Origin of the sequence: Buttiauxella noackiae, from assembly GCF_000737905.1 — a bacterium.
GTDB lineage: Bacteria > Pseudomonadota > Gammaproteobacteria > Enterobacterales > Enterobacteriaceae > Buttiauxella > Buttiauxella noackiae.
This window is the reverse complement of the sequence record NZ_JPRU01000002.1, coordinates 1,110,326-1,130,857: the sequence shown is the minus strand read 5'-3', so window position 1 is coordinate 1,130,857 and position 20,532 is coordinate 1,110,326. Positions and strand designations below refer to the sequence as shown.

Sequence of the window (20,532 nt, the reverse complement as noted above, 5' to 3'; positions counted from 1 at the left end):
TTATCACCAGATAAGTGTGTGGGCGAAGAGGGCTGAGATGGTTACGGCGATAGATTTAAACAGTGATTTAGGCGAGAGTTTTGGCGCGTGGACGATGGGTGATGACGCCGCGATTCTGAAACTTGTCAGCAGCGCCAACGTCGCCTGCGGTTTTCATGCCGGTTCCCCGGCGGTACTGTTATCAACACTGCGATCGGCAGCCCAGCAGGGGGTAACAATTGGCGCACACGTCTCATATCCCGATTTAGTGGGGTTTGGTCGCCGTAATATGGACGTTGGCCGTGATGAATTAATCGCAGATGTGATTTATCAAATTGGTGCACTGCAGGGTCTGGCGAAAGCGGCTGGAACCGAAGTACGTTATGTGAAGCCGCATGGCGCGCTCTACAACACGATTGCTCAGGATGAACGCCAGGCATTGGCGGTCATCGACGCTATTCTTGCCATTGATCACCGTTTACCGCTGGTGGGCCTTGCGGGTTCCCGGGGGCTGGATTTGGCACAGCAAAAGGGGCTGCGAACGATTGCTGAAGCCTTTGCCGATCGCGCCTATCACGCTAATGGTTCTCTGGTTTCTCGTCGCGAGGTAGGCTCCGTGCTTCATGATGCACAGCACATCGCGCAACGTATGCTGCAACTGATCACCGAAGGTGGCGTGACTTCTATCGAAGGCGAGTTTACACCTATCAAAGCAGACTCCATCTGTGTCCATGGCGACAGCCCTGGTGCCATCGAAATGGCTCGCCAGATTCGTAACCTGCTGGAAGAGAAGGGCATTGCGGTTCGAGCTTTTGCGGCCAGTTAATCAAAGCGCGACGGTGGCGCACCTTCAATGCGTTGACTAGACTTCAAAAAGTCGCAGTGAGCTTATTCTCGCGGCAGCCCCTTTTCTGCCGGATGAAAATCATGAAAACCGCACCCGCCGATAAATCTTCACCCGTTGTTGAAAAACCGTTCTGGCTGAACTTTGACTTTCATGTACGGCGCTATGGTTTTGTCCTGCTGTTGCTGATTGTTGTTGCCGCCTTGTGCGGGATATTTTCAAAGGGTTATCTGAGTGATTCTCACCTTTCCAATACCAATGGCTCGCTTTCCCTCCATTATGAAAAATTCAATCGGCTGATGAGTGATGCTGATATGGAAATTGTTTCAGTCTTATCCCCTGGCGATCGCAACCGTATTATTTTTGGCGGTGATTTTATGGAGAGTTTTCGCGTTGATTCTCTGCAACCGCAGCCGGATAAAATGTACAGCCGCAATGGTGAAATGATCATTGAATATGACAAACCTACAGCAGGTGAAAAACAAACACTGTGGTTAAGTCTTACTCCGATGAAAGCAGGTGTGATTAAAAGCACGATAGCAGTTGATGGTGGACCGGATATTACGTTTCGGCAAATTATCTATCCCTGAGGTGGCCAGACAATGGATATGGTATTAAGGGCATTCGCCATTTATTTGATATTGATGGTGGTTTTTAAGATTGCGGGCCGGCGTGCTTTGCTGCAAATGACCTCTTTTGACCTGATACTATTGCTGATTATTAGTGAGGCCACCCAACAGGCGCTGCTGGGAAATGATTTTTCAGTCACCGGTGCGATGATTACGATCGTCACTTTAATTGTGGTGGATATGCTGTTTGGCATGATTAAAAAATATCTGCCGGGAGCGGATGATCTACTTGATGGAACGCCGGTTATTCTGGTGGAAAATGGCTATCTTTTTCAGGATAAAATGAAAAAAGCCGATATTTCCTGTGACGATATTTTATTAATGGCCAGAGTTGACCACGGTATTACCAGGCTTGATGAGATTAAGTTTGCGATTCTGGAAACCAACGGCCATATCTCCATCGTGCCAGAATCTAAATAAGCTCCAGAACGGAGAAAGACATCTCCGTTCTGCGCCAGTATTTTACAGCGTTCCTGTCCCGCCATCTGAACACCACACCTGGCCTGACGTAAAGCTCGACTCAGGTGAGGCCAGAGTGACATACAGCCCGGCAATTTCCGCAGGCTGGCCTGGTCTGCCAAGCGGCGCGGACTCACCGAATTTTTCAATTTTCTCCTGTGGTTGGCCGCCAGAGCACTGCAAAACAGTCCAGTAAGGGCCTGGTGCTACCGCATTTACCCTGATGCCTTCTGGCCCAAGCTGTTTTGCCAGCGACTTAGTGAATGCGACGATAGCGGCTTTGGTTTGGGCATAATCGAGCAAAATTTCACTGGGGAGATAAGCCTGAACCGACGAAGTATTAATAATAGATGCACCACGCGGCAGGTAATCTAATGCGGCTTTCGTTATCCAGAACATGGCGTAAACATTAGTTTTGAAGGTCGCGTCAAAGGCTTCCGTGGTGAGATCCTTTATTGATTCACAATACTGCTGGCGGCCGGCATTGTTCACCAGCAAATCCAATCCTTCCAGTTCTTGCGCGGCCTGTTTCACCAGCCGTTGGCAAAACGACTCTTCGCGAATATCACCGGGAATAGCAACGGCTTTGCGCCCGGCAGCACGAATCAGTTCGATAACCTCTTTGGCATCTTCCTCTTCTTCGGGCAGATAGTTGATCGCAACATCGGCACCTTCGCGCGCAAAGGCGATGGCCACCGCGCGGCCAATCCCGGAATCGCCACCGGTTATCAGCGCCTTTTTGCCCGCCAGACGGTCGCTGCCTTTATAGGAGGTTTCGCCATGATCGGGACGAGGGATCATTTTCCCGGCAAGCCCTGGGAAAGGCTGCTTCTGCTGGGGAAAAGGCGGTGTGGGGAATTGATCGGTGTGCGTCTCGTTACGGGGGGTGGGTATGCTTTTGTTATCACTCATACTTTTCTCCTGTTGGCATTACAAACGCAGACAGTAAGCATAGGACATACTCGCCAGACTGTGGGGCTGTGGAAAAGAACCAGGATTTAACCTGGCGTTAAACACATTCATGAGTACGATTCATAATGGCTATCCGATTACCATGGATTATCTTTTCGTGCGCACCCGCTACTATAAGCGCCTGACTTATTCGGGTACGAAATTCTATGATTGACTCTCAGGCGCGCGTGCAGACGGCAGCCAGTAAAACGGCTGGCCTCTCCTTCGTGATTATTCTTAGCGCGTTAATGGCGTTCACCTCTTTATCTACCGATATCTATTTGCCTGCCATGCCGTTAATGGCCGCAGACCTACACGGCAATGCGGAACTGACGATTACCGGTTTCTTAATCGGTTTTTGTTTTGCCCAACTGATTTGGGGGCCGTTAAGCGATCACTTTGGCCGCCGCTTACCGCTATTTATTGGTATGGCGCTGTTTATGATTGGCTCTGTGGGCTGCGCACTTTCCACTGATATTTCGCAGATTGTTTTCTGGCGTGTGTTCCAGGCTTTGGGCGCATGCACTGGGCCGATGCTGGCGCGAGCCATGATCCGTGATTTGTTTAGCCGGACGCGTGCTGCGCAAATGCTATCAACATTAATGATCATCATGGCGATTGCGCCTATCGCCGGGCCACTGCTTGGTGGGCAGATGATTAAATTCACCTCCTGGCACGCAATTTTTTGGTTGCTGGCGGTAATTGGCGGGTTGATGTTTGTTTCACTGTTCTGGTTGCCAGAAACATTGCCGGAGGAAAAGCGGGTGAAAGCCTCGTTACCCAGCGCATTTCGTAACTACTATGCGCTGCTAACCAACACCACTTTCATGCGTTTTACAATGTGCCTGACCTTCTATTACGTTGCGGCTTACGCGTTTATTACTGGCTCGCCATTTGTCTATATCACTTACTTTGGCGTGGAGCCGCAACACTACGGCTGGCTATTTGCGTTGAATATTGTCGGGCTAATGAGCATGAGCGTGATAAATCGCCGCCTGGTGCAGCGTTATTCGCTCGAAGTGCTGCTGAAATTTGCGGTTGTGACTGCTGCCGTTGCCGCTCTGGTTCTGGCTGTTGCGGCAAAACTGGAGATCGGTGGGCTGATTTTGATTGTGGCTGCGGTTTTCGTCTTCTTCTCGATGAACGGCATTATTGCAGCGACGTCGACTGCCGCCGCGTTGGATTCAGTGCCAAACGTTGCCGGTTCTGCATCGGCTTTTATGGGGTCATTGCAGTATGGCAGCGGGATTATTTCTTCGTTGCTGCTGGCGCTGCTCAGTGATGGAACGCCATGGACGATGTCCTGGATTATTGGGCTATTCACCATGGGCAGCGCGGTTATGGCATTGAGTACGCGAAACACCCGTTAAATATCAATATCTTTGGACTGACGTGTGTGATTTCTGCGGATTGCCTCGTAACTGTAGAAATATCTGTTCCAGCATCCAGTATCCAGCATTAGGGGCCATTGGCGAGAAACACGGGAAAAGCTAAGCAAACACACCATGAGAGTCAGAACTCATGAGGCAGGTTTGTAGATATCGACATTCTGGCATGTAACAACTGAACATATTAATCGCACTATAGAGAAATAGAAGATGTAAGTGGTTTCAGTATGTAATGCTTATACATTAAGTGATTTGTATGATGCATTATGTAAATTACGGTTCTGTCATCGGGCATATTGAAATAAGTATCAATATCGGACTGAATATATTTAATAGTTTTTAAAATCAGGGATGGGTTTATTACCTGGGATAAATATAAGTGAACATGTTTTGAAATGTAGAATAATGGACATTACTCATTAGGTTGTGATTCGTTAACATCACTGTTGCAACCGCACAACATTGCTGTGTGATATTTATTCGATTAGCCCGGTTTTTATATAGTGAATATCATAACTATTCAAATATAGAGGTATTGTTTTTTTATCTTAGTAGACCTACATATGAATCGGTCTGTTTCATGTTGGGAAATGAATTTTTTATTATTCGAGATGTTCCTCACTTTGTTTTTTAGTGTAAGTTATTACGTATATGGGGATGGCGGATATTTTAGACAGATTTTATTGTAAATAAAACGTTAATATTAATTCTTTAATTAAAAAAGATGTTCATTTTTAGACAAGTGACACATCGAAATTCTTATTTTGTTGCATCTATACCCAAAATAATTCGAGTTGCAGAACAAAAGACTTTAGCTTTTGAACAGCGCCTGCGCTGGCCCCTTCGGGGCGAGGAAAGCCAACGTGCATGCAACTTGAAGTATGACGGGTATATGTAATTTCAATACTCAGGGGCAAGTGGTTTGCACAACATACTCGGTATCGTCAAAGTAGTCATTGGACAGGTTTTTGCTATTGCTGTTGATGGAACGCAGCGCGAATTGCATGAAGGGGATCGGATCTTCGCCGGAGAAGAAATCGTAACCGGTGCTAACGGTGCATTAACGGTGAACTTATCCGATGGTCATACAATGGATATGGGGCGTAATAGTCACTGGAGTGACCAAAGCGGCGTGAGTGCCGCGGCTAACACTGAGCACGCGACTGATGATGTCGCGGCACTCCAGCAGGCAATTACAGATGGTGTTGACCCGACCAAAGCACTGGATGCAACCGCAGCAGGTAATGAAGCGCCAATCGAACCTGGAACGGGTGGCGGTGGGCATTTTATTGAACGAGTAGAACTGACCGGCGAAGTGGTTAATGCCACTTCAGGGTTTCCAACCAATGGTCTCGCTTCCCAGGTTCTGGATAACAATCAATTTGAAACGTTTCCTGCTCAAAGTATATCTACCACGACTGAAGCATTGCAGCCGATCCTGACTCCACCTGAGGAAGTTATTGGGACGCAGCCACCGGTGATTGATACGCCCGTACCTGAGCAGCCACCTGTCGTGGATACGCCCGTACCTGAGCATCCGCCGGTAGTGGATACGCCAGTGCCTGAGCAACCGCCGGTTGTCGATACACCTGTGCCTGAGCAGCCGCCTGTCGTCGATACGCCAGTGCCTGAACAGCCACCGGTAGTGGATACGCCAGTGCCCGAGCAGCCACCGGTGGTGGATACGCCAGTGCCTGAGCAACCGCCGGTGATTGATACGCCAGTGCCAGAGCAGCCACCGGTGGTGGATACGCCAGTGCCTGAACAGCCACCGGTGGTTGATACGCCTGTGCCTGAGCAACCACCGGTGGTTGATACGCCTGTGCCTGAGCAACCGCCGGTAGTGGATACGCCAGTGCCCGAATGGCCACCGGTGATTGATACGCCTGTGCCTGAACAGCCGCCGGTTGTCGATACGCCAGTGCCTGAACAGCCACCGGTGGTGGATACGCCAGTGCCTGAGCAACCGCCGGTGATTGATACGCCAGTGCCCGAGCAGCCACCGGTGGTCGATACGCCAGTGCCTGAGCAACCACCGGTAGTGGATACGCCTGTACCTGAGCAACCGCCGGTCGTCGATACGCCAGTGCCTGAACAGCCACCGATGGTGGATACGCCTGTGCCTGAGCAGCCACCAGTGGTGGATACGCCTGTGCCTGAACAGCCGCCGGTTGTCGATACGCCAGTACCTGAACAGCCACCGGTGGTTGATACGCCAGTGCCTGAGCAACCGCCGGTAGTGGATACGCCAGTGCCCGAATGGCCACCGGTGATTGATACGCCTGTGCCTGAACAGCCGCCGGTTGTCGATACGCCCGTACCTGAGCAACCACCGGTGGTTGATACGCCCGTACCTGAGCATCCGCCGGTAGTGGATACGCCAGTACCTGAGCAACCACCGGTGATTGATACGCCTGTGCCTGAGCAACCGCCGGTTGTCGATACGCCAGTACCTGAGCAACCACCGGTGGTTGATACGCCTGTGCCTGAGCAGCCACCTACGGATCAGAATCACAACATCAATATCACTATTGATACCATTGAAACTGTGGAAACTCCCTCAACGGATAAACCGAATAGTGTGATCTCCCATGTGAATGGTGGCAGTGAATCACCAGATGGCTTCGATGTTCAGGATGGGAAAATTGTCAGTATTGGGTCAAATGTGCGTATTTATTTGAGTGAGGGAGATCCTGAGCCGCAGTGTGCGGATCCCGAGCACCAGATTCAGTATTACAACGACGGTAACCAGAACGGCGACGGGCAATATTCCGATATCTTTGTGGTCCATCCGGGTAGTCAATATAGGCAAGGCGATGGTACTTATCACGCCCTGAACTCCCTTAACGGGAATACGCAGTCTGAGCAGAACGGGCATAAAGATTACGTCTTCGTGCAGGATGGCAAAGATACGAATTACCAAATTAGCGACGGCACCAATAACAATTCGGAAACTAATGTAAATACACAGGAAAGCGTTTCGATTTCCGGGTCGGATGGTATGGGCCACTCCCTACAGCTTCAGGGGATAAACCATGTCGAAGGGGTAATTCTCGGCGATGGTACTGTCCACACGCAAAATAAGGGGAGTACATCTGTTGAAACCGATACACCAGCAGCGAATCCTGGCGAGCAGCACTCTATTGTCACCGGTACCGTAACGGGTGACGTAGCGCTGGGCGACATCGTGAAGCTGACCATCAACGATCATCACTATAAAGGTGAAGTTGTTGACCTGGGTAACGGGAAGCTCGGCTACCATATTGGGATTGAAACAGGTGATCTGAAAGAGGGTCTGCCTATACACGTTAGCATTACTGTCAAAGATGATTCGGGCAACCTGCTACATGCGCAGACAGAGCAAAATATTCGTCATGACCAGGTTCCATCTGCGCCTTCGTCTAGTGATACTGATAGTACTGAGCATCCGGCGAGTCCAGATCATGATGTGAACGCCAGCATTACTGAACACCACGTTTCCAACGACGCGACCGTGATTGTCGGAAATTCGGACAGTACGGATTTGACTCCGGAAGCCCCACACAGCCAAATTACCCATGTGAATGGTGGCAGTGAATCAGCTGATGGCTTCGATGTTCAGGATGGGAAAATTGTCAGTATTGGCTCAAATGTGCATGTTTGGCTGAGTGAAGGCGATTCCGAGCCGAAGTGTGCCGACTCTAACAGTCAGATAAAATATTACAAAGACGGTAACGTTAATGGTGATGGTAGTCATGCTGATGTATTCGTAGTGCATGAGGGCAGTGGCTACACACGTGGTGGCAACCACCAGGGTTTGAACGGTATTAACGGCACGACACAATCAGTCGACGGTGGACATAAAGACTACGTCTTCTTGCAGGATGGAAAAGAGTCCGATTTCGAATTCTCATTCAGCAGCAATAACAATGCGCCGAACAATGTGAACACGCTGGATAATGTGGCGGTGACGGGCAATGGAGGGCAGGGACTTCATTTACAGGGCATGAACCATCTTGAAGGTGTGATCTACGGTGATGGTACTGTCCATACGCCAAATGAGGGCCGTACATCGATATCTCATTCGGATGCACCAGTATCAGTTGTTGAGCACTCATTACTGTCTGCCGCACCTCCTGCACCGTTGGTTGAAGAAAGCACCGGTCACGCTGTAATTGAGCACCACGCCGAACAGTCGCATTCGCTGAATAACTTGCTGGAAAGCAGTGATGATCTTTTCCTTCCGGCAACAGCCCCATCAGCGGATAGCGCCATACACCAATCCGGTATTTCTGATCTGGGGAGTGATAAGGCTCAACATGTTGACGCTCGCATAAATTTGAGCGACCTGGCTCAAGAGCTGGAACATGGCACTGATATTACCAGCCTGATTAAAGGCACTGAGCAATCGGGTAGCGAAACGACGGTTATCGATCCTAAAGCGCATATGGTTCCGGCAATAATGTCTGAATCTGCGGGGATGGACAGTTTGCAGCACTCATCATTTGATCATTTATTACATAAACCTGAACATCAATATTAACGGCTGACGCCAGCAATTTATAAGAGCTTACCCACTGATTGTGAGTAAGCTCTTTTATTTTCAGCCATCTATGTAATCTTTGAGATAAGGCCATTAAATTAAGATGGGAATCAGGAAGATAAGCTGTTTCCTTAGATGATTTTTGGTTCGCTATGAACCCTTTTAACTTTGCTAAGGAGTTAGCATGCCACTGCATTTACGCCGTTTAGCTTTAATCCCTCTGTTTATTCTGACTGCCTGTAATAGCCACACCAATACCACCGTTCCTCCAACAAGCACGCTTTCTGCTGCGGGATATCACCATCAACAACTGGTCGTTGATAACTCAACACTTGAAATCTCGCGTAGCGCGCTGGAATACAACGTACAAAAAGTCCAAAAACTGCTCGGCAATAAATCGACCATGTGCGCCATTCTGAAAGGGGATGCCTACGGGCACGACCTGTCGCTGGTCACGCCGGTTATGCTGGCAAATAACGTGCAATGTATTGGCGTTGCCAGCAATGAAGAACTCAAAACCGTACGCGATCTCGGCTTTAAAGGACGCTTACTGCGTGTGAGAAATGCGACCGAAGAAGAGATGCGCCAGGCGACGGATTATGACACTGAAGAGTTAATCGGCAATCTGGATATGGCTAAACGCCTGGATGCGATTGCTCAACAACAGGGGAAAACGCTGCGTATTCACCTGGCGTTGAACTCCGGCGGTATGTCGCGCAACGGACTGGAAGTGAGTAACCAGGAAGGGTTGAACGATGCGAAAGCTATTTCTGAACTGAGTCACCTGAAAATCGTCGGCATCATGTCGCATTACCCTGAAGAAGATGCGGCGGCCGTGCGTAAAGATCTTGCGCGCTTTAAAGTTCAGTCACAGCAGGTTCTGGATATCACCGGTCTGAAACGTGAAGACGTAACAATGCATGTTGCTAACAGCTTTGCGACCCTCACTGTGCCTGAATCCTGGCTTGATATGGTTCGCGTTGGCGGTGTGTTTTATGGCGATACCATTGCCAGCAATGACTACAAACGCGTAATGACATTGAAATCATCTATTGCCTCGGTGAACCGTTATCCGAAAGGCAATACCGTGGGTTACGACCGCACCTACACGCTGAAACGTAACTCCGTGTTGGCCAATATTCCGGTGGGTTATGCCGATGGTTATCGCCGTGTGTTCAGCAACGCGGGGCACGTGTTGATTCGTGGACAGCGCGTTCCAATTCTTGGCAAAACATCGATGAATACCGTGGTGGTTGATGTTACCGACCTGAAAGGTGTTACGTCTGGTGACGAAGTGGTTCTGTTTGGTAAGCAAGGGAAAGGCGAGATTACCGCGACAGAAGTAGAAGATATCAGCGGTGCATTATTTACCGAAATGTCGATTCTTTGGGGTGCCACGAACAAGCGGGTACTGGTTGATTGATAGTCTTAGCTCAGCTTTTAGCTGGGCTTTTTCTATTAGCATCTCTTAATTTTCCTGACGGAATTTTTGGGGTTGTAAATCTTAGGACAGTTCATTGAGCACCCTGGCGGTAATAGACGGAAGCAGGGTTTTAACGTTTGCAGCGTTGTATTTTTGAAGTATGAAGGAACGCGCAAAAAGGTGAGTTTGGTGCTAATAAATTCACAGATACTGGCAGGGTGACTCTTTATTGAAGAGAGGGCAACGGTTAAACCATTGCCCTAACAGCTTATGCTCAACTAGACATGTGGAGATTGTTGTTACCACATCAAATCGTCAGGCACGACAAAGTCAGCATATGGGTCTTCTTCGTCTTGAGCTTCCTGGCTCAGAGTACTGTTTAATACGATATAGCTCGCATCACGCTGTGCAATTTTATCGGCAACACTTGCTGGAATAATCGCGTATTCACCATCAGGATTTTTATCTGTCATCAAACGAGCAATAGCGAGGCGGCCATTGGTTAATTGAGTCTGAGTAACCTTATCCACATAGATTTTTTTAATTAAATTATTATCTGTGAAGTTATAGCCAATATCGCCTTTTGAAATAACAATTCTGTTCATTTCAATAAGCTGCTTAATCTGAGCTTTATATTCTCTGGATAAAGCAGCCTGCTTTTGTTGTTCACTCAGTTCTTTATCACGCTCAATTTGTGCCTTTTTATTTTCTTCCACAGCCTCGCGTGCCTCACGAGCCTGAACCCGCGATTTTTTGGCCGTTCTCTGAACTTTGGCCATTTTTTTGCTGCTGACTAAGCCAGCCTTCAGCATCTGCTCTTGCAATGTGAGTTTTGTCATGTTCGTGGTCTAAAAGAATCAAATCGTGACCAGGATTATACCTTTCATACTCGAGGTAGTGTTGTTGTTTTTTTGCAGATGGGATACTTCATGATTTGATGACCAATCTGAAATAGAGCGGTTAACACCAAAATTGTTGTAAATGCAGCAGAGTGCGACAGGTGAATGTTCATGGTGTGCAGGCTGACATAATAAACCAGCACGGCAATCATCTACCATGGACTGTTAACGGATCAGATTAACGCCCGCTTGACGGTAGCGTTTAAACAGCGAATCGGGAAGATGCTCATCGGTTATCACACAGTGAATGCATGAAAGGGTACTGATGTTATAAGGGTTGGTTTGCTCGAATTTACTGTGGTCTGCCAACAAGAATACTTTTTTAGCGCGTTGGATAATGGTTTTTTTAATGCCAACTTCAAACAGCGTGGCATTGGTTATCCCGGCATCAAGCGATAACGCATCGCAAGAAATAAAAGCCTTTTCGACGGTAAAGGTTTTCAGCATATCCGTAGCCAGGCTTTCTCCCACGGTAAAATAACCAGGGCGGATCATGCCACCGATAATATAGCTTTCCAGGTGGCTCATTTGCGCCAGATGATGGGCAATATTGACATCGGTAGTCACCACGCGTGCGGGGATTTCCAGCGCTTTGGCCAGCTCAAGGCAGGTAGTTCCTGAATCGAGAATAATAAAATCATGTGGCTGAATTTTCTGTCTCGCCAGTAGCGCTATCTGTTTTTTAGCCTCGATATTAATATTCTTTTTCATGTCGAAAACGAATTCTTTATCCGCACTATTGACGTTAAAGCGCAGCCCTCCGTGGTAACGCTCCATACCAGGATAGTGAAGCGCAATATAATTAAAATCGCGCCTCAGGGTGGCATCGGCATAATTTAATAATTCATGTGCCTGTTGAATACTGAGCTGCTGGTGTAGCCAGAGGTAGTGCAGGATATTGCCGATACGTTCACTACGTTGTTGGCTCATAGCGTTACTCCTTAAATTGGCGCAGTGCGTGGGCTAAATCGCTATGGCCAAATATAGCGCGGCCCAGTACCAGATGGTGAGCCCCCGCGTGAATCAGCGCGGGGGCAACGCTGAGATCGACGCCGCCATCAACCCAGATTTCAGTTTGCGGAAATAACCGCGCCGCTTCGGCCACTTTATCTATAACTGCCGGAATAAAGCATTGTCCTTTGCCGTCCGGCTCGCTGGTCATGATCAACAGGCCATCAGGCTGTTGATTCAGGTAGCGGTAATGGGCAACGGGTGTGGCAGGGTTGAATGCCAATCCTGCTTTGGCTCCGGTTTGACGGATAGCGTCCAGGTCTTCAGACGGATTTGCCAGCGCTTCAACGTGCAGAAAAATCCATGCCGGGTTGAGCGGCGCAATCCATGATAGCCAGGGGCGAGGATCCGCCAGCATCAGGTGAAAGGACAAGGGATGTAGGGTTGCCTGCGCGATGGCGTTGATAGTCTTCATCCCGAAAGTAATGTTGCTGATAAAGCTGGTGTCTTCAATATCAATATGCAGGGTGCTGACCTCCAGACAGGCCAATGATGAAAGCGTTTCTCCAAGTGTAAGTGGGTCGGCGGAAGCGAGAGAGGGATGGAGATGGGGCATATTTAGTGCTCCTGTAGGGCGGGGTTGCTGATCAACTGGAAAAGCTCATTATCGGTAGTTGCCTGTTGAAGACGGGCAAGCAGAGCGCTGTCTTCAAGCAACGTTGTGATGCGCTGGATGGTTTCCAGATGAGCATTCGCATCCGTCGCGCTAAGGGCTATGACTAACCATACCGGGTCGCAGTCTTCATGGCCGAAACTGATCGGTGTCTCAAAGGTTGTAATAGCAATACTATTCGCACGTGCACCCTGTTCCGGGCGGGCGTGGGGCATGGCTACTCCGGGCGCGATAACATAGTAAGGCCCCCATTGCAGGGTATTTTCAATCACGCCCTGGCAGTAGCTGCTGGTGATGTAATCCAGGGCTTCGAGAGGTTGAAGTGCAATCTGAACCGCCTGCTGCCAGCCTGATGCCTTTCTCCGGGCCTGGGCCTGTTGGGAATGATGTATCAGCATATTGACACCTGTAATGTAAAAGCGATAAATAAAGGCCCGGTATACTTTTGGCGAAGGCACCGGGCCGTTAGCGATGACGGTCGGGGCCGTTGTAAAACGGCCTCGTTTTACCCTCTTAGCTGATGCACTTTCTCCATAAAGCGTGCGACCCGCGATTCAACGACGAAGTTGTCAAATATCCCATCTTTTTTGAAATGTGTTGCGGTCACACAACCATCGGCTATCGCCAGTTGCTCTTCCACGTTTTCCAGGCAGACCCCGGTATTGGCCAGAACAACGGTATCTGGCACCGTCTCTTTCACGACTTTGAGCAGCGCGGAATCCGTCTTGCTGCCAGCGGTCAGGCCAGAAACACACAACGCATCTGGATGGTTGTTGAACACCGTCGACTTAGCGATAGCGCGAATATCCCGATTCCCCAGATAAACCGCCGCTTCCGGCACAATGTTGAACAAGGTTTTAACGTGTGATGCGCCAATACGGTGCTGGTGGCGGATAGTTTCGCCGACGTTGGTGTCCCAGACGCCGAAATCGCTGGCATAGGCACCGGTAAAGATTTCACGAATAAACTTAGCGTCTACGGCCATGGCCAGATCAAACGACGCAACCGGATCCCACAGCACATTGACCCCGTAAGGCACCCGAATCTCGCCCATTAGTTGTCCGATAACGCGCGCCATGGCGGCAGTGGTTTCCGTTTTTACGCGCGTCAAATAGGGCAGGCTGAACTCGTTAGAGAACATGACGGCGTCTACACCACCGTTTTGCAGCGCCATCAAATCATCGCGGGCTTTGTCGATAACCCAGTTCATGCCTTTTTTGCTGTCATAACCCGGATCGCCTGGCAATGCGCGCAAATGGCACATGGCAATAACGGCTTTCTCAGTACCGATAACAGTTTTTAACCAACTCATATTTCACTACTCCTGTTCAATAAGGGATAAATCAGGCGGATAACTCGCGTTTACGCAGACCAATGACCACCAGCGCGGTGATACCGATGCAAACAATGACGCCAATCGTCCCCATGCCGACCAGTTCGGTAATCGACCAGCCAAACGGGTTACCGACAGACAACGCGGTAATTTGCGAACCGTCTTTGGCCAGGCTGAAGCCACCCTGTGCGGCCATTTGGGTAAAGTACGGGGCAAAATGAGTAGAGATCAGCAGCACGAAAATCATGGTGATAAAGCTGGTGATCAGCGTGCGCAGGAAATCTCCCCGGTGGATAACCGTTGCCATACAGACAAAGAATGGCGCAACGGGAAGATCGGCCAGTGGCAGCACCTGGTTACCGGGAAGCAAACCGGCGGTGATGAGCATAATCGGGATCAACAACAGGCCCACGGCAATGGTGGTGGGATGGCCTAGCGTGACGGCGCTGTCCAGGCCGATATAAAACTCGCGGCCATGAAAATGTTTTTGCAAGAAGGTGCGTGCTCCCTCGGAAATGGGCAACAAACCTTCAACAATCAGACGGATCATGCGTGGGAACAGCACCATAATGGCTGCTACGGTAATAACCAGGCTCGCCAGATCCTTGAATCCGTAACCTGCCGCCAGACCAAAGATAATCCCCAGAATCACGCCAATAATCACCGGATCGCCAATCATGCCGAAACGTTTTTGAATTTCGCTGGCGTCAATATTGTTATTTTTCATAAACGGAATGCGTTGATAGACCCATTCCAACAGTAGCGCTATAGGTACTGAACTGGTGCCCCATCCCTGAGGAATAGAGATACCTTCCAGTCCAACAATGCTTTGTACACGCCTGGCGGTGAGATCGGCCATTTTCAGTGACAGTGCGGCATGGCATAGCGCAGCCAGCACGCCATAGATCATGCTACCGGTAAGAATATTGGCAATTGCGCCGGTGATGGCGTAATGCCAGTAGTTATAAATATCAACGTTCATGGTTTTGGTCAGGCGCGTGACCAGCAACACAATGTTGAACAAGAATACGACCGGGATCACCACCGCCCCGACAGCCGTTGCATAACCAACACCAGAGGCGGGGCCTGCACCTACATCCAGCAGATGCAAATGCAATCCGAACCGGTTGATCATGAGTTTGATGGCTGGGTTCAGGCTGTCGATGGCCATGACAATCACCAGCCCCATTCCCACAAAGCCAATGCCGATAGTGACGCCAGCTTTCACTGCCTGAAAAAACGGGATACGGAAAACAAGCGCGATGATAAACATGATGATGGGGACGAAGACCGTGCCCCCGAGGGATAAAATATAATCAATCATGATGGAATCCTCAGCGTTATTTCAGCAGATCGAGCAACTGCTGCTTGAGCGCTTCATCGTTAATACCCGTCAGAAACGCAGCGCCATTCAGACACGGGACACCGTAATCCGTGCTGGTCTTCATGGAGGTGACGATAAGATCAACGCCCTGTTTATTGAGTGGAATTTCGCTCAGGCAGCACTGGTTAGTGGTGACATTAATTCCGTTTTCGCCCAGAAAACGGGTTAATTTCTGGGCTATCATGGTAGACGTCGCCATGCCGGTGCCACAGGCAACAAGTATCTTCTTCATTGTGGTGATCTCCTTTCTTTGGTTGTTAACGGGAAGGTTTCAGCTTTAGCCTCTACCAGGTGTGCCAGCAGATCGATGCAGTGTTGCAGGTCGCTCAGGCTGGCAACTTCACTTGGGGAATGGGTGTAACGACAAGGAATGGACAGGCCCGCGCAGAGGATGCCGTCTTGCTGAAGCTGGATATATCCGCTTTCAGTGATCACGCCGGGGGCGACTTCACGCTGAACCGGGATCTGATGCTGCTCAGCAGTCGTCTCAAGCCAGTGAACCACTTTGGGAGAGGTAATAAGACCGGCCAGCGTTCCACGTCCGTGATAGTTCAGACAGGTGATGCCTGGCCCTTGATTTATCACCAGATCAGCGTAGTCGGCGAGATCCGGGGTATCGCATGAAGGGGTGATATCAATGCCAATGGTCAGCTCGGGACGGATGGCGTTTACGGCGGGAAGGATGCCGCGAATGTTAAATTCTTCTTGCACTGCGGCAACGATAAACAAAGCTACATCCAGCGATTTTCCAGCGACTTTATCCGCAAGCCCCAGCAAAGCGGTGCAGCCCAGACGATTATCCAGCGCTTTGCTGCACACCAGATTGTTGCCCAGCTTACGCGGTGGGTTATTCAGGGTGATAGGCGTACCGACATTAACGCCCATTGCCAGCGCATCCTGTTTGCTGCTGGCACCGATATCGATCCACAGTTGGTCGATAGCAGGCTGGTGGGTTCGTTCATCCCCTTTACTTAAATGATAAGATTTGATCCCGATACAACCGGGCACACTGCCTTTACTGCCCTGTAAATTTACCGTGGAGCCGGACATCGTAATTTGCGCGGGGCCGCCTACTCGTTCAAAACGAATAAAACCGTTTTGTTCTATTTTGCGAACCATAAAGCCGACTTCATCCATATGGGCGAACACCATTACCCGCAGCGCGTCTGGATCCTGGCTACCAAACTGTGCAATGACATTGCCCAGAATATCCCGGTGTGTACTGATAGCCCCCTGCGCAAGAAGAGGCTCAATAACGTCTGCAACAACGGTTTCGTGGCCGGGTATGGCGTCCAGGGACAACAGTTGCATCAGAGTGGAACGGGTATCAAATGACATAATCAACCTCACAAATGACTGACAGAGAGGATGTTATGCGGGGTAACTGATTGATAAAACGTGATGAAAATCACATCAAAATGTGAGTTGGTGGTTTTTACCCGCACTTTGAGAGGTGGTTAAAATTAAATCGCTCATTTTTATTGCGTATTCTCTTTTTTCGAACATCAGGAATGATTGATTTGAACCAGAATGAACGAAAGTGAATATTCGGTACTTTATTGCGGATAAATTAATCAACACTATGATCAGAGCTTCCCGTTACGCAGCAAACATTGCCAAAATTCGCTAATACGATGGCCCGGAATTTGCTCGGTTGCGACGAGACGCAATAACATGAGCATCATGCAGTAGCTCGGTGATATTTATTGTTGACTGAGTCTTTGATGCTAAAGAAGGGAAAATTTCTGTTGATATCGAGAGTGGTGTCCCTGCAGGAATCGAATATAGCAATATCTATATGTATTTAAAGGAATAATATTCTGTCTATTTTTTCGATACCATCATGGATACCATCAACCGATAAAAAACGGCTCATTGTGGCCATAGAGTTCGGCCGCAACAACGATTGCAAAGGCGGGCAGGGGGAGCCTCGAGAAAGTGACCAGGAGACTCATAATCTCTTGTCCTATGGCTGTAAAATAATCAAAAAAGGTATCACACCCCACGCATTATGCAATGCAGAGCTAAGAGCCGCGCCAGCTATGGTGAGAAGGGGTATACACCGCACTGTCTAATTTGTATACCATTTCATAAGAAAACACACTCCAACCCGCATGAACGTTGGGCTAGAGCGTGTATACACCTATCCTCGAATACTACCTTAGAAATCCATATCCTGGTCCCTGAAGCTGCTACGAGTGCGAGCAGCTAATTGCCGCTGTTTTGCTTCAATTCGTCTCATAACTTCATCTGCTACATCTGCGGGGCTTTGGCCTGGTTGTTGATGAATATGGATTTCAACCTTCCCAATAGATGCAGTTTGATGAGAAGTTGAAATAGAGGGTTGCTGCGCGTTCTGATATTCCGATTTAGGCAAACTGTAAGGGTGTAGCGGCTTGGCGGCCACTGGTTGCGAAAGGCTACCAAAAGCTAGTGCTGTAGCTGCGGCAAGCGCTGCTGTTCGGCGGCGGCTGGTGATGTTTGCAGGTCCATTAACCAGTTCAGGACCATTTTCACCCACAATACCGAACTGTCCGTGCGGAATGTTACCGCCAATGTCATAAGCGCCTGCATAGGGATTAAGTCCCTGCTTTGCGGGTTGAGTGTTATAAAGATTAAAGGCTGGTGTTTTCGCATCAGACTTCAACCAGTCAGGGATTAAATCTGTCAGTGAGGCTAATTTAGATTTGAGACTATCCCATTTTTCACTAATTCCATTCAGCAGACCGTCAATCATTTCGGATCCTGCTGTTTTAAAGCGTTCAGATAACGCAGTTGCATCGGCAATTATGTCATTCCATTTCTGCGAAATATAATTTTGGATACCTGTCCAGGCTTCAGAAACACCACTTTTTATGGCATCCCAGTTTTTATAAATAAGGCCTGGCAGGGTGTAATCCATGAAAATATTTTTGATAAACTCCCACGCAGAGGCAACAGCTTGTTTTATCCAGTCCCATGCGGCACCAGCGGTCAACTTTATCCACGCCCAGGCATATTCAGCCCCATCGCTGACTGTCTTCCAGAGAGCTTTAAATTTCGGTCCAAGCGTATCCCAATGCTTCCAGACGTAAAATGCTGCGGCTGCAATAACGGCGATAACAAGAAGTATTGGGTTTGCCAGTGCTGCACGCCCCATAGCCAACAACCCTTTGCCTACCAGTTTGAAACTATCAGATAGCAGGGTAAACCCCCTGGTCAGAGCCGGCAAACCAGCACCCAGCTTTGAAACAGAGAAACTTGCTAATGCAAATGGTCCTAAAATACCTGAAATGGCGAGCGCCAGCACACCACCTGCGGTGGCGACTAATGCAAATGCTGCGATGGTTTTAAACAGCACCGAAGTAAGCTGTGGATGCTTTTTGACAAATTCACCCAGTCTGTTTGCCAGCTCACCCAGCCAGTCAGCCATTTGTTTAAGTTGTGGTGCAACCGTCCCACCAATGGCAGCAAGAGAATTAGTAAAAGAGCCGCTTGCCGCTTCCCATCGGTTTCCCAGGGTTTTGAGTTGAGAATCAACTCGTTCGCGCAGGGATGCCTGGGCCTGCAACTTTGCTTCAACTTCCCGATAACCATCAATCCCTGTGGATATCATTTTTTGAATAACTTGCAGTGTCTCACCATCGTCCCCAAAGAGGTCTTTAATGACTGACTGCTTCATGACATCATCCAGCTTGTTTATTTTTGCCAGCTGCTTGTACATGTTCTCAATGCCACCAAATGACCCTTTTCCATTGGTAAAATCGAGATGTATTCCGGTAGATTTAGCTTTTAACTCATCGTTAACGCCACTGACATTTTTAACGTCAAGGGTGGACTGGAACACTTTTCGATAGGCATTACCCGCAGAGCCACCTTCCATACCTGACTGGTCAGCAATAATCAGTAAAGGGGCCAGAGCCTTAGCTGCATCAACCCCTTTCATCTTAATAATGTCCATGGCACTGGATATTTTCGCGTACCCATTAAGCATATTGTTCGGGTCAACACCGGCATAGAACCCTTTCTGGATCACATCCATCAGGCTCATCATGTCCTTTTCTGCGGTTCCGGTGGCGTCCTGAAGCTTGGCGGCAAACTCTGCTGCTTCAGTTGCAGGCATCCTGAGCTGCACACCAAGGTAGGCAGTTGCCTCACCAAGGCCGCCCAGAATGGCAGTGGCTGACATGCCCTGACGGCGTAGCATGGTCATCATGTTCTGAAAATCAGCGGTGGTTCCGGGCAGTCTGTCTCCAAGCTGCAAGGCTAAACGGTTAATTTTTTCAAACTCAGGTAAAACTTTGCCCCCGGATCCCATCATCGAAGCGGCTAACTGTGTGGCTGCATCTTCTGATTCTGAGTAGGCTTTTACGGGTGCCAGTAACGGCATAGCTGTTGCTACCCCCGTAGCTACCATTCCGGCACCATTTCCCGCAAGTTCATTTCGTAATGCTCTGGTTTTATCAAAAGTAGCGCGGGCCGCAGCCAGTTTCCGCTGTTGCTCTCCGGTTCGTCTGAGCCGTATTTCCTGCTCAGATAATTGGCGGTTGTAGCGTTCGGTTTCGCGGGTGATTCGGGCGGTGGCGCTGGCACCATCATTTGCAGAAATACCGGCGCGGTAGAGTTCGGCACGAACCTGCGCTGTGCGGCTCTGTAGTTTCCCCTGGCGTTCCTCCAACCGCTGTACAGCAAGACGCTGCTTTTCCAGTGCCAGAATCTGGCGCTGCGACGGCGGCCCGGATGCGCCAATTTCCTGATTCATCAGGCTGGCTTTCTGACGTGCATAGTTGAGTCGGTCGCCCAGCTTCTGGTTTTCTGCCTGAAGTTTTTTGAAGCCATCCAGTTTTGCTGTGGTCTGACTGAGCTGCGTTAGCGCATCACGGGACTTTTTGACCGATGCAGCCAGCTCCTGAGTGCTGGCTCGAGCTTGTTTAAATGGGCGGGTAAGTTTGTCGATAGCGCTCATCACGACCTGCAAGCGCAGATTACGATCATTCATCTGTAGTGGCTCCACTTCGGATTAATGCTTTGTGTCGCCATTCCAGCACGTCAGTCAGTGTCATTTCCTCGGTGACAGATGGCGACCAATGAAACAGGGTGGCGATATCTGCCACCATA

17 protein-coding genes are annotated in these 20,532 nt (G+C 49.3%); 6 read left to right on the top strand and 11 right to left on the bottom strand.

Going from position 1 to position 20,532, the window contains the following annotated elements; genetic code table 11:
- Positions 1-37 precede the first annotated feature (37 nt).
- The 3 genes from IX31_RS13665 (at position 38) to IX31_RS13655 (ending at position 1,872) form a co-directional block, all read left to right on the top strand.
- Complete coding sequence (locus IX31_RS13665; protein WP_034458964.1) at positions 38-805, top strand: LamB/YcsF family protein; 768 nt, start codon at positions 38-40, stop codon at positions 803-805.
- A 101-nt stretch (positions 806-906) separates the two neighbouring features.
- Positions 907-1,413, top strand: coding sequence for a hypothetical protein (locus IX31_RS13660; protein WP_034458962.1), 507 nt, complete (start codon positions 907-909; stop codon positions 1,411-1,413).
- 12 nt (positions 1,414-1,425) lie between these two features.
- The gene (locus IX31_RS13655) at positions 1,426-1,872 is read left to right on the top strand and encodes a DUF421 domain-containing protein (RefSeq protein ID WP_034458960.1); all 447 of its coding nucleotides are present in this window, start codon (positions 1,426-1,428) and stop codon (positions 1,870-1,872) included.
- A gap of 42 nt (positions 1,873-1,914) precedes the next feature.
- On the opposite strand, the gene IX31_RS13650 is transcribed toward IX31_RS13655, so the two are convergent.
- Positions 1,915-2,823: an SDR family oxidoreductase gene (locus tag IX31_RS13650; protein ID WP_034458959.1), complete on the bottom strand. Its 909-nt coding sequence runs from the start codon at positions 2,821-2,823 to the stop codon at positions 1,915-1,917.
- Positions 2,824-3,029: 206 nt separating this feature from the next.
- Here IX31_RS13650 and IX31_RS13645 point away from each other — a divergent pair, with 206 nt between their 5' ends.
- From IX31_RS13645 to alr, 3 genes are all read left to right on the top strand, one after another.
- Positions 3,030-4,232 carry a multidrug effflux MFS transporter gene (locus IX31_RS13645; RefSeq protein ID WP_034458957.1) on the top strand — a complete coding sequence of 401 codons (1,203 nt, stop codon included), beginning with the start codon at positions 3,030-3,032 and terminating at the stop codon, positions 4,230-4,232.
- 940 nt (positions 4,233-5,172) lie between these two features.
- Complete coding sequence (locus IX31_RS22075; RefSeq protein WP_051880717.1) at positions 5,173-8,772, top strand: retention module-containing protein; 3,600 nt, start codon at positions 5,173-5,175, stop codon at positions 8,770-8,772.
- Between the two features lie 184 nt (positions 8,773-8,956).
- Positions 8,957-10,195 (top strand): alanine racemase, encoded by a 1,239-nt coding sequence (alr, locus tag IX31_RS13635; protein ID WP_034458955.1) that lies wholly within the window; start codon positions 8,957-8,959, stop codon positions 10,193-10,195.
- A gap of 299 nt (positions 10,196-10,494) precedes the next feature.
- Here alr and IX31_RS13630 read toward each other — a convergent pair whose 3' ends face one another.
- From IX31_RS13630 to IX31_RS22435, 10 genes are all read right to left on the bottom strand, one after another.
- Positions 10,495-11,034, bottom strand: a complete 540-nt coding sequence (locus IX31_RS13630) for a DUF2058 domain-containing protein (protein WP_034458953.1) — start codon at positions 11,032-11,034, stop codon at positions 10,495-10,497.
- Positions 11,035-11,259: 225 nt separating this feature from the next.
- Complete coding sequence (locus IX31_RS13625; protein WP_034458951.1) at positions 11,260-12,024, bottom strand: DeoR/GlpR family DNA-binding transcription regulator; 765 nt, start codon at positions 12,022-12,024, stop codon at positions 11,260-11,262.
- Between the two features lie 4 nt (positions 12,025-12,028).
- Positions 12,029-12,661 (bottom strand): beta/alpha barrel domain-containing protein, encoded by a 633-nt coding sequence (locus IX31_RS13620; RefSeq protein ID WP_034458949.1) that lies wholly within the window; start codon positions 12,659-12,661, stop codon positions 12,029-12,031.
- A 2-nt stretch (positions 12,662-12,663) separates the two neighbouring features.
- Positions 12,664-13,113, bottom strand: coding sequence for a PTS sugar transporter subunit IIA (locus IX31_RS13615; protein ID WP_034460092.1), 450 nt, complete (start codon positions 13,111-13,113; stop codon positions 12,664-12,666).
- Between the two features lie 110 nt (positions 13,114-13,223).
- On the bottom strand, positions 13,224-14,030 hold the full coding sequence (locus IX31_RS13610) for a BtpA family protein (protein WP_034458946.1): 807 nt from the start codon (positions 14,028-14,030) through the stop codon (positions 13,224-13,226).
- Between the two features lie 31 nt (positions 14,031-14,061).
- Entirely contained in the window at positions 14,062-15,375 is a 1,314-nt protein-coding gene (locus tag IX31_RS13605; protein WP_034458944.1) for a galactitol-specific PTS transporter subunit IIC, read from the bottom strand.
- Positions 15,376-15,391: 16 nt separating this feature from the next.
- Positions 15,392-15,667 (bottom strand): PTS sugar transporter subunit IIB, encoded by a 276-nt coding sequence (locus IX31_RS13600; RefSeq protein ID WP_034458942.1) that lies wholly within the window; start codon positions 15,665-15,667, stop codon positions 15,392-15,394.
- Positions 15,664-16,773, bottom strand: a complete 1,110-nt coding sequence (locus tag IX31_RS13595; protein WP_034458940.1) for a M42 family metallopeptidase — start codon at positions 16,771-16,773, stop codon at positions 15,664-15,666. Before IX31_RS13595 ends, IX31_RS13600 begins: the two co-directional genes overlap by 4 nt.
- An 823-nt stretch (positions 16,774-17,596) precedes the next feature.
- Positions 17,597-20,413, bottom strand: a complete 2,817-nt coding sequence (locus tag IX31_RS13590) for a phage tail tape measure protein (protein ID WP_034458938.1) — start codon at positions 20,411-20,413, stop codon at positions 17,597-17,599.
- Positions 20,406-20,531 carry a GpE family phage tail protein gene (locus tag IX31_RS22435; RefSeq protein ID WP_072009453.1) on the bottom strand — a complete coding sequence of 42 codons (126 nt, stop codon included), beginning with the start codon at positions 20,529-20,531 and terminating at the stop codon, positions 20,406-20,408. The genes IX31_RS13590 and IX31_RS22435 overlap by 8 nt, the downstream gene beginning before the upstream one ends.
- Position 20,532: the final 1 nt, after the last annotated feature.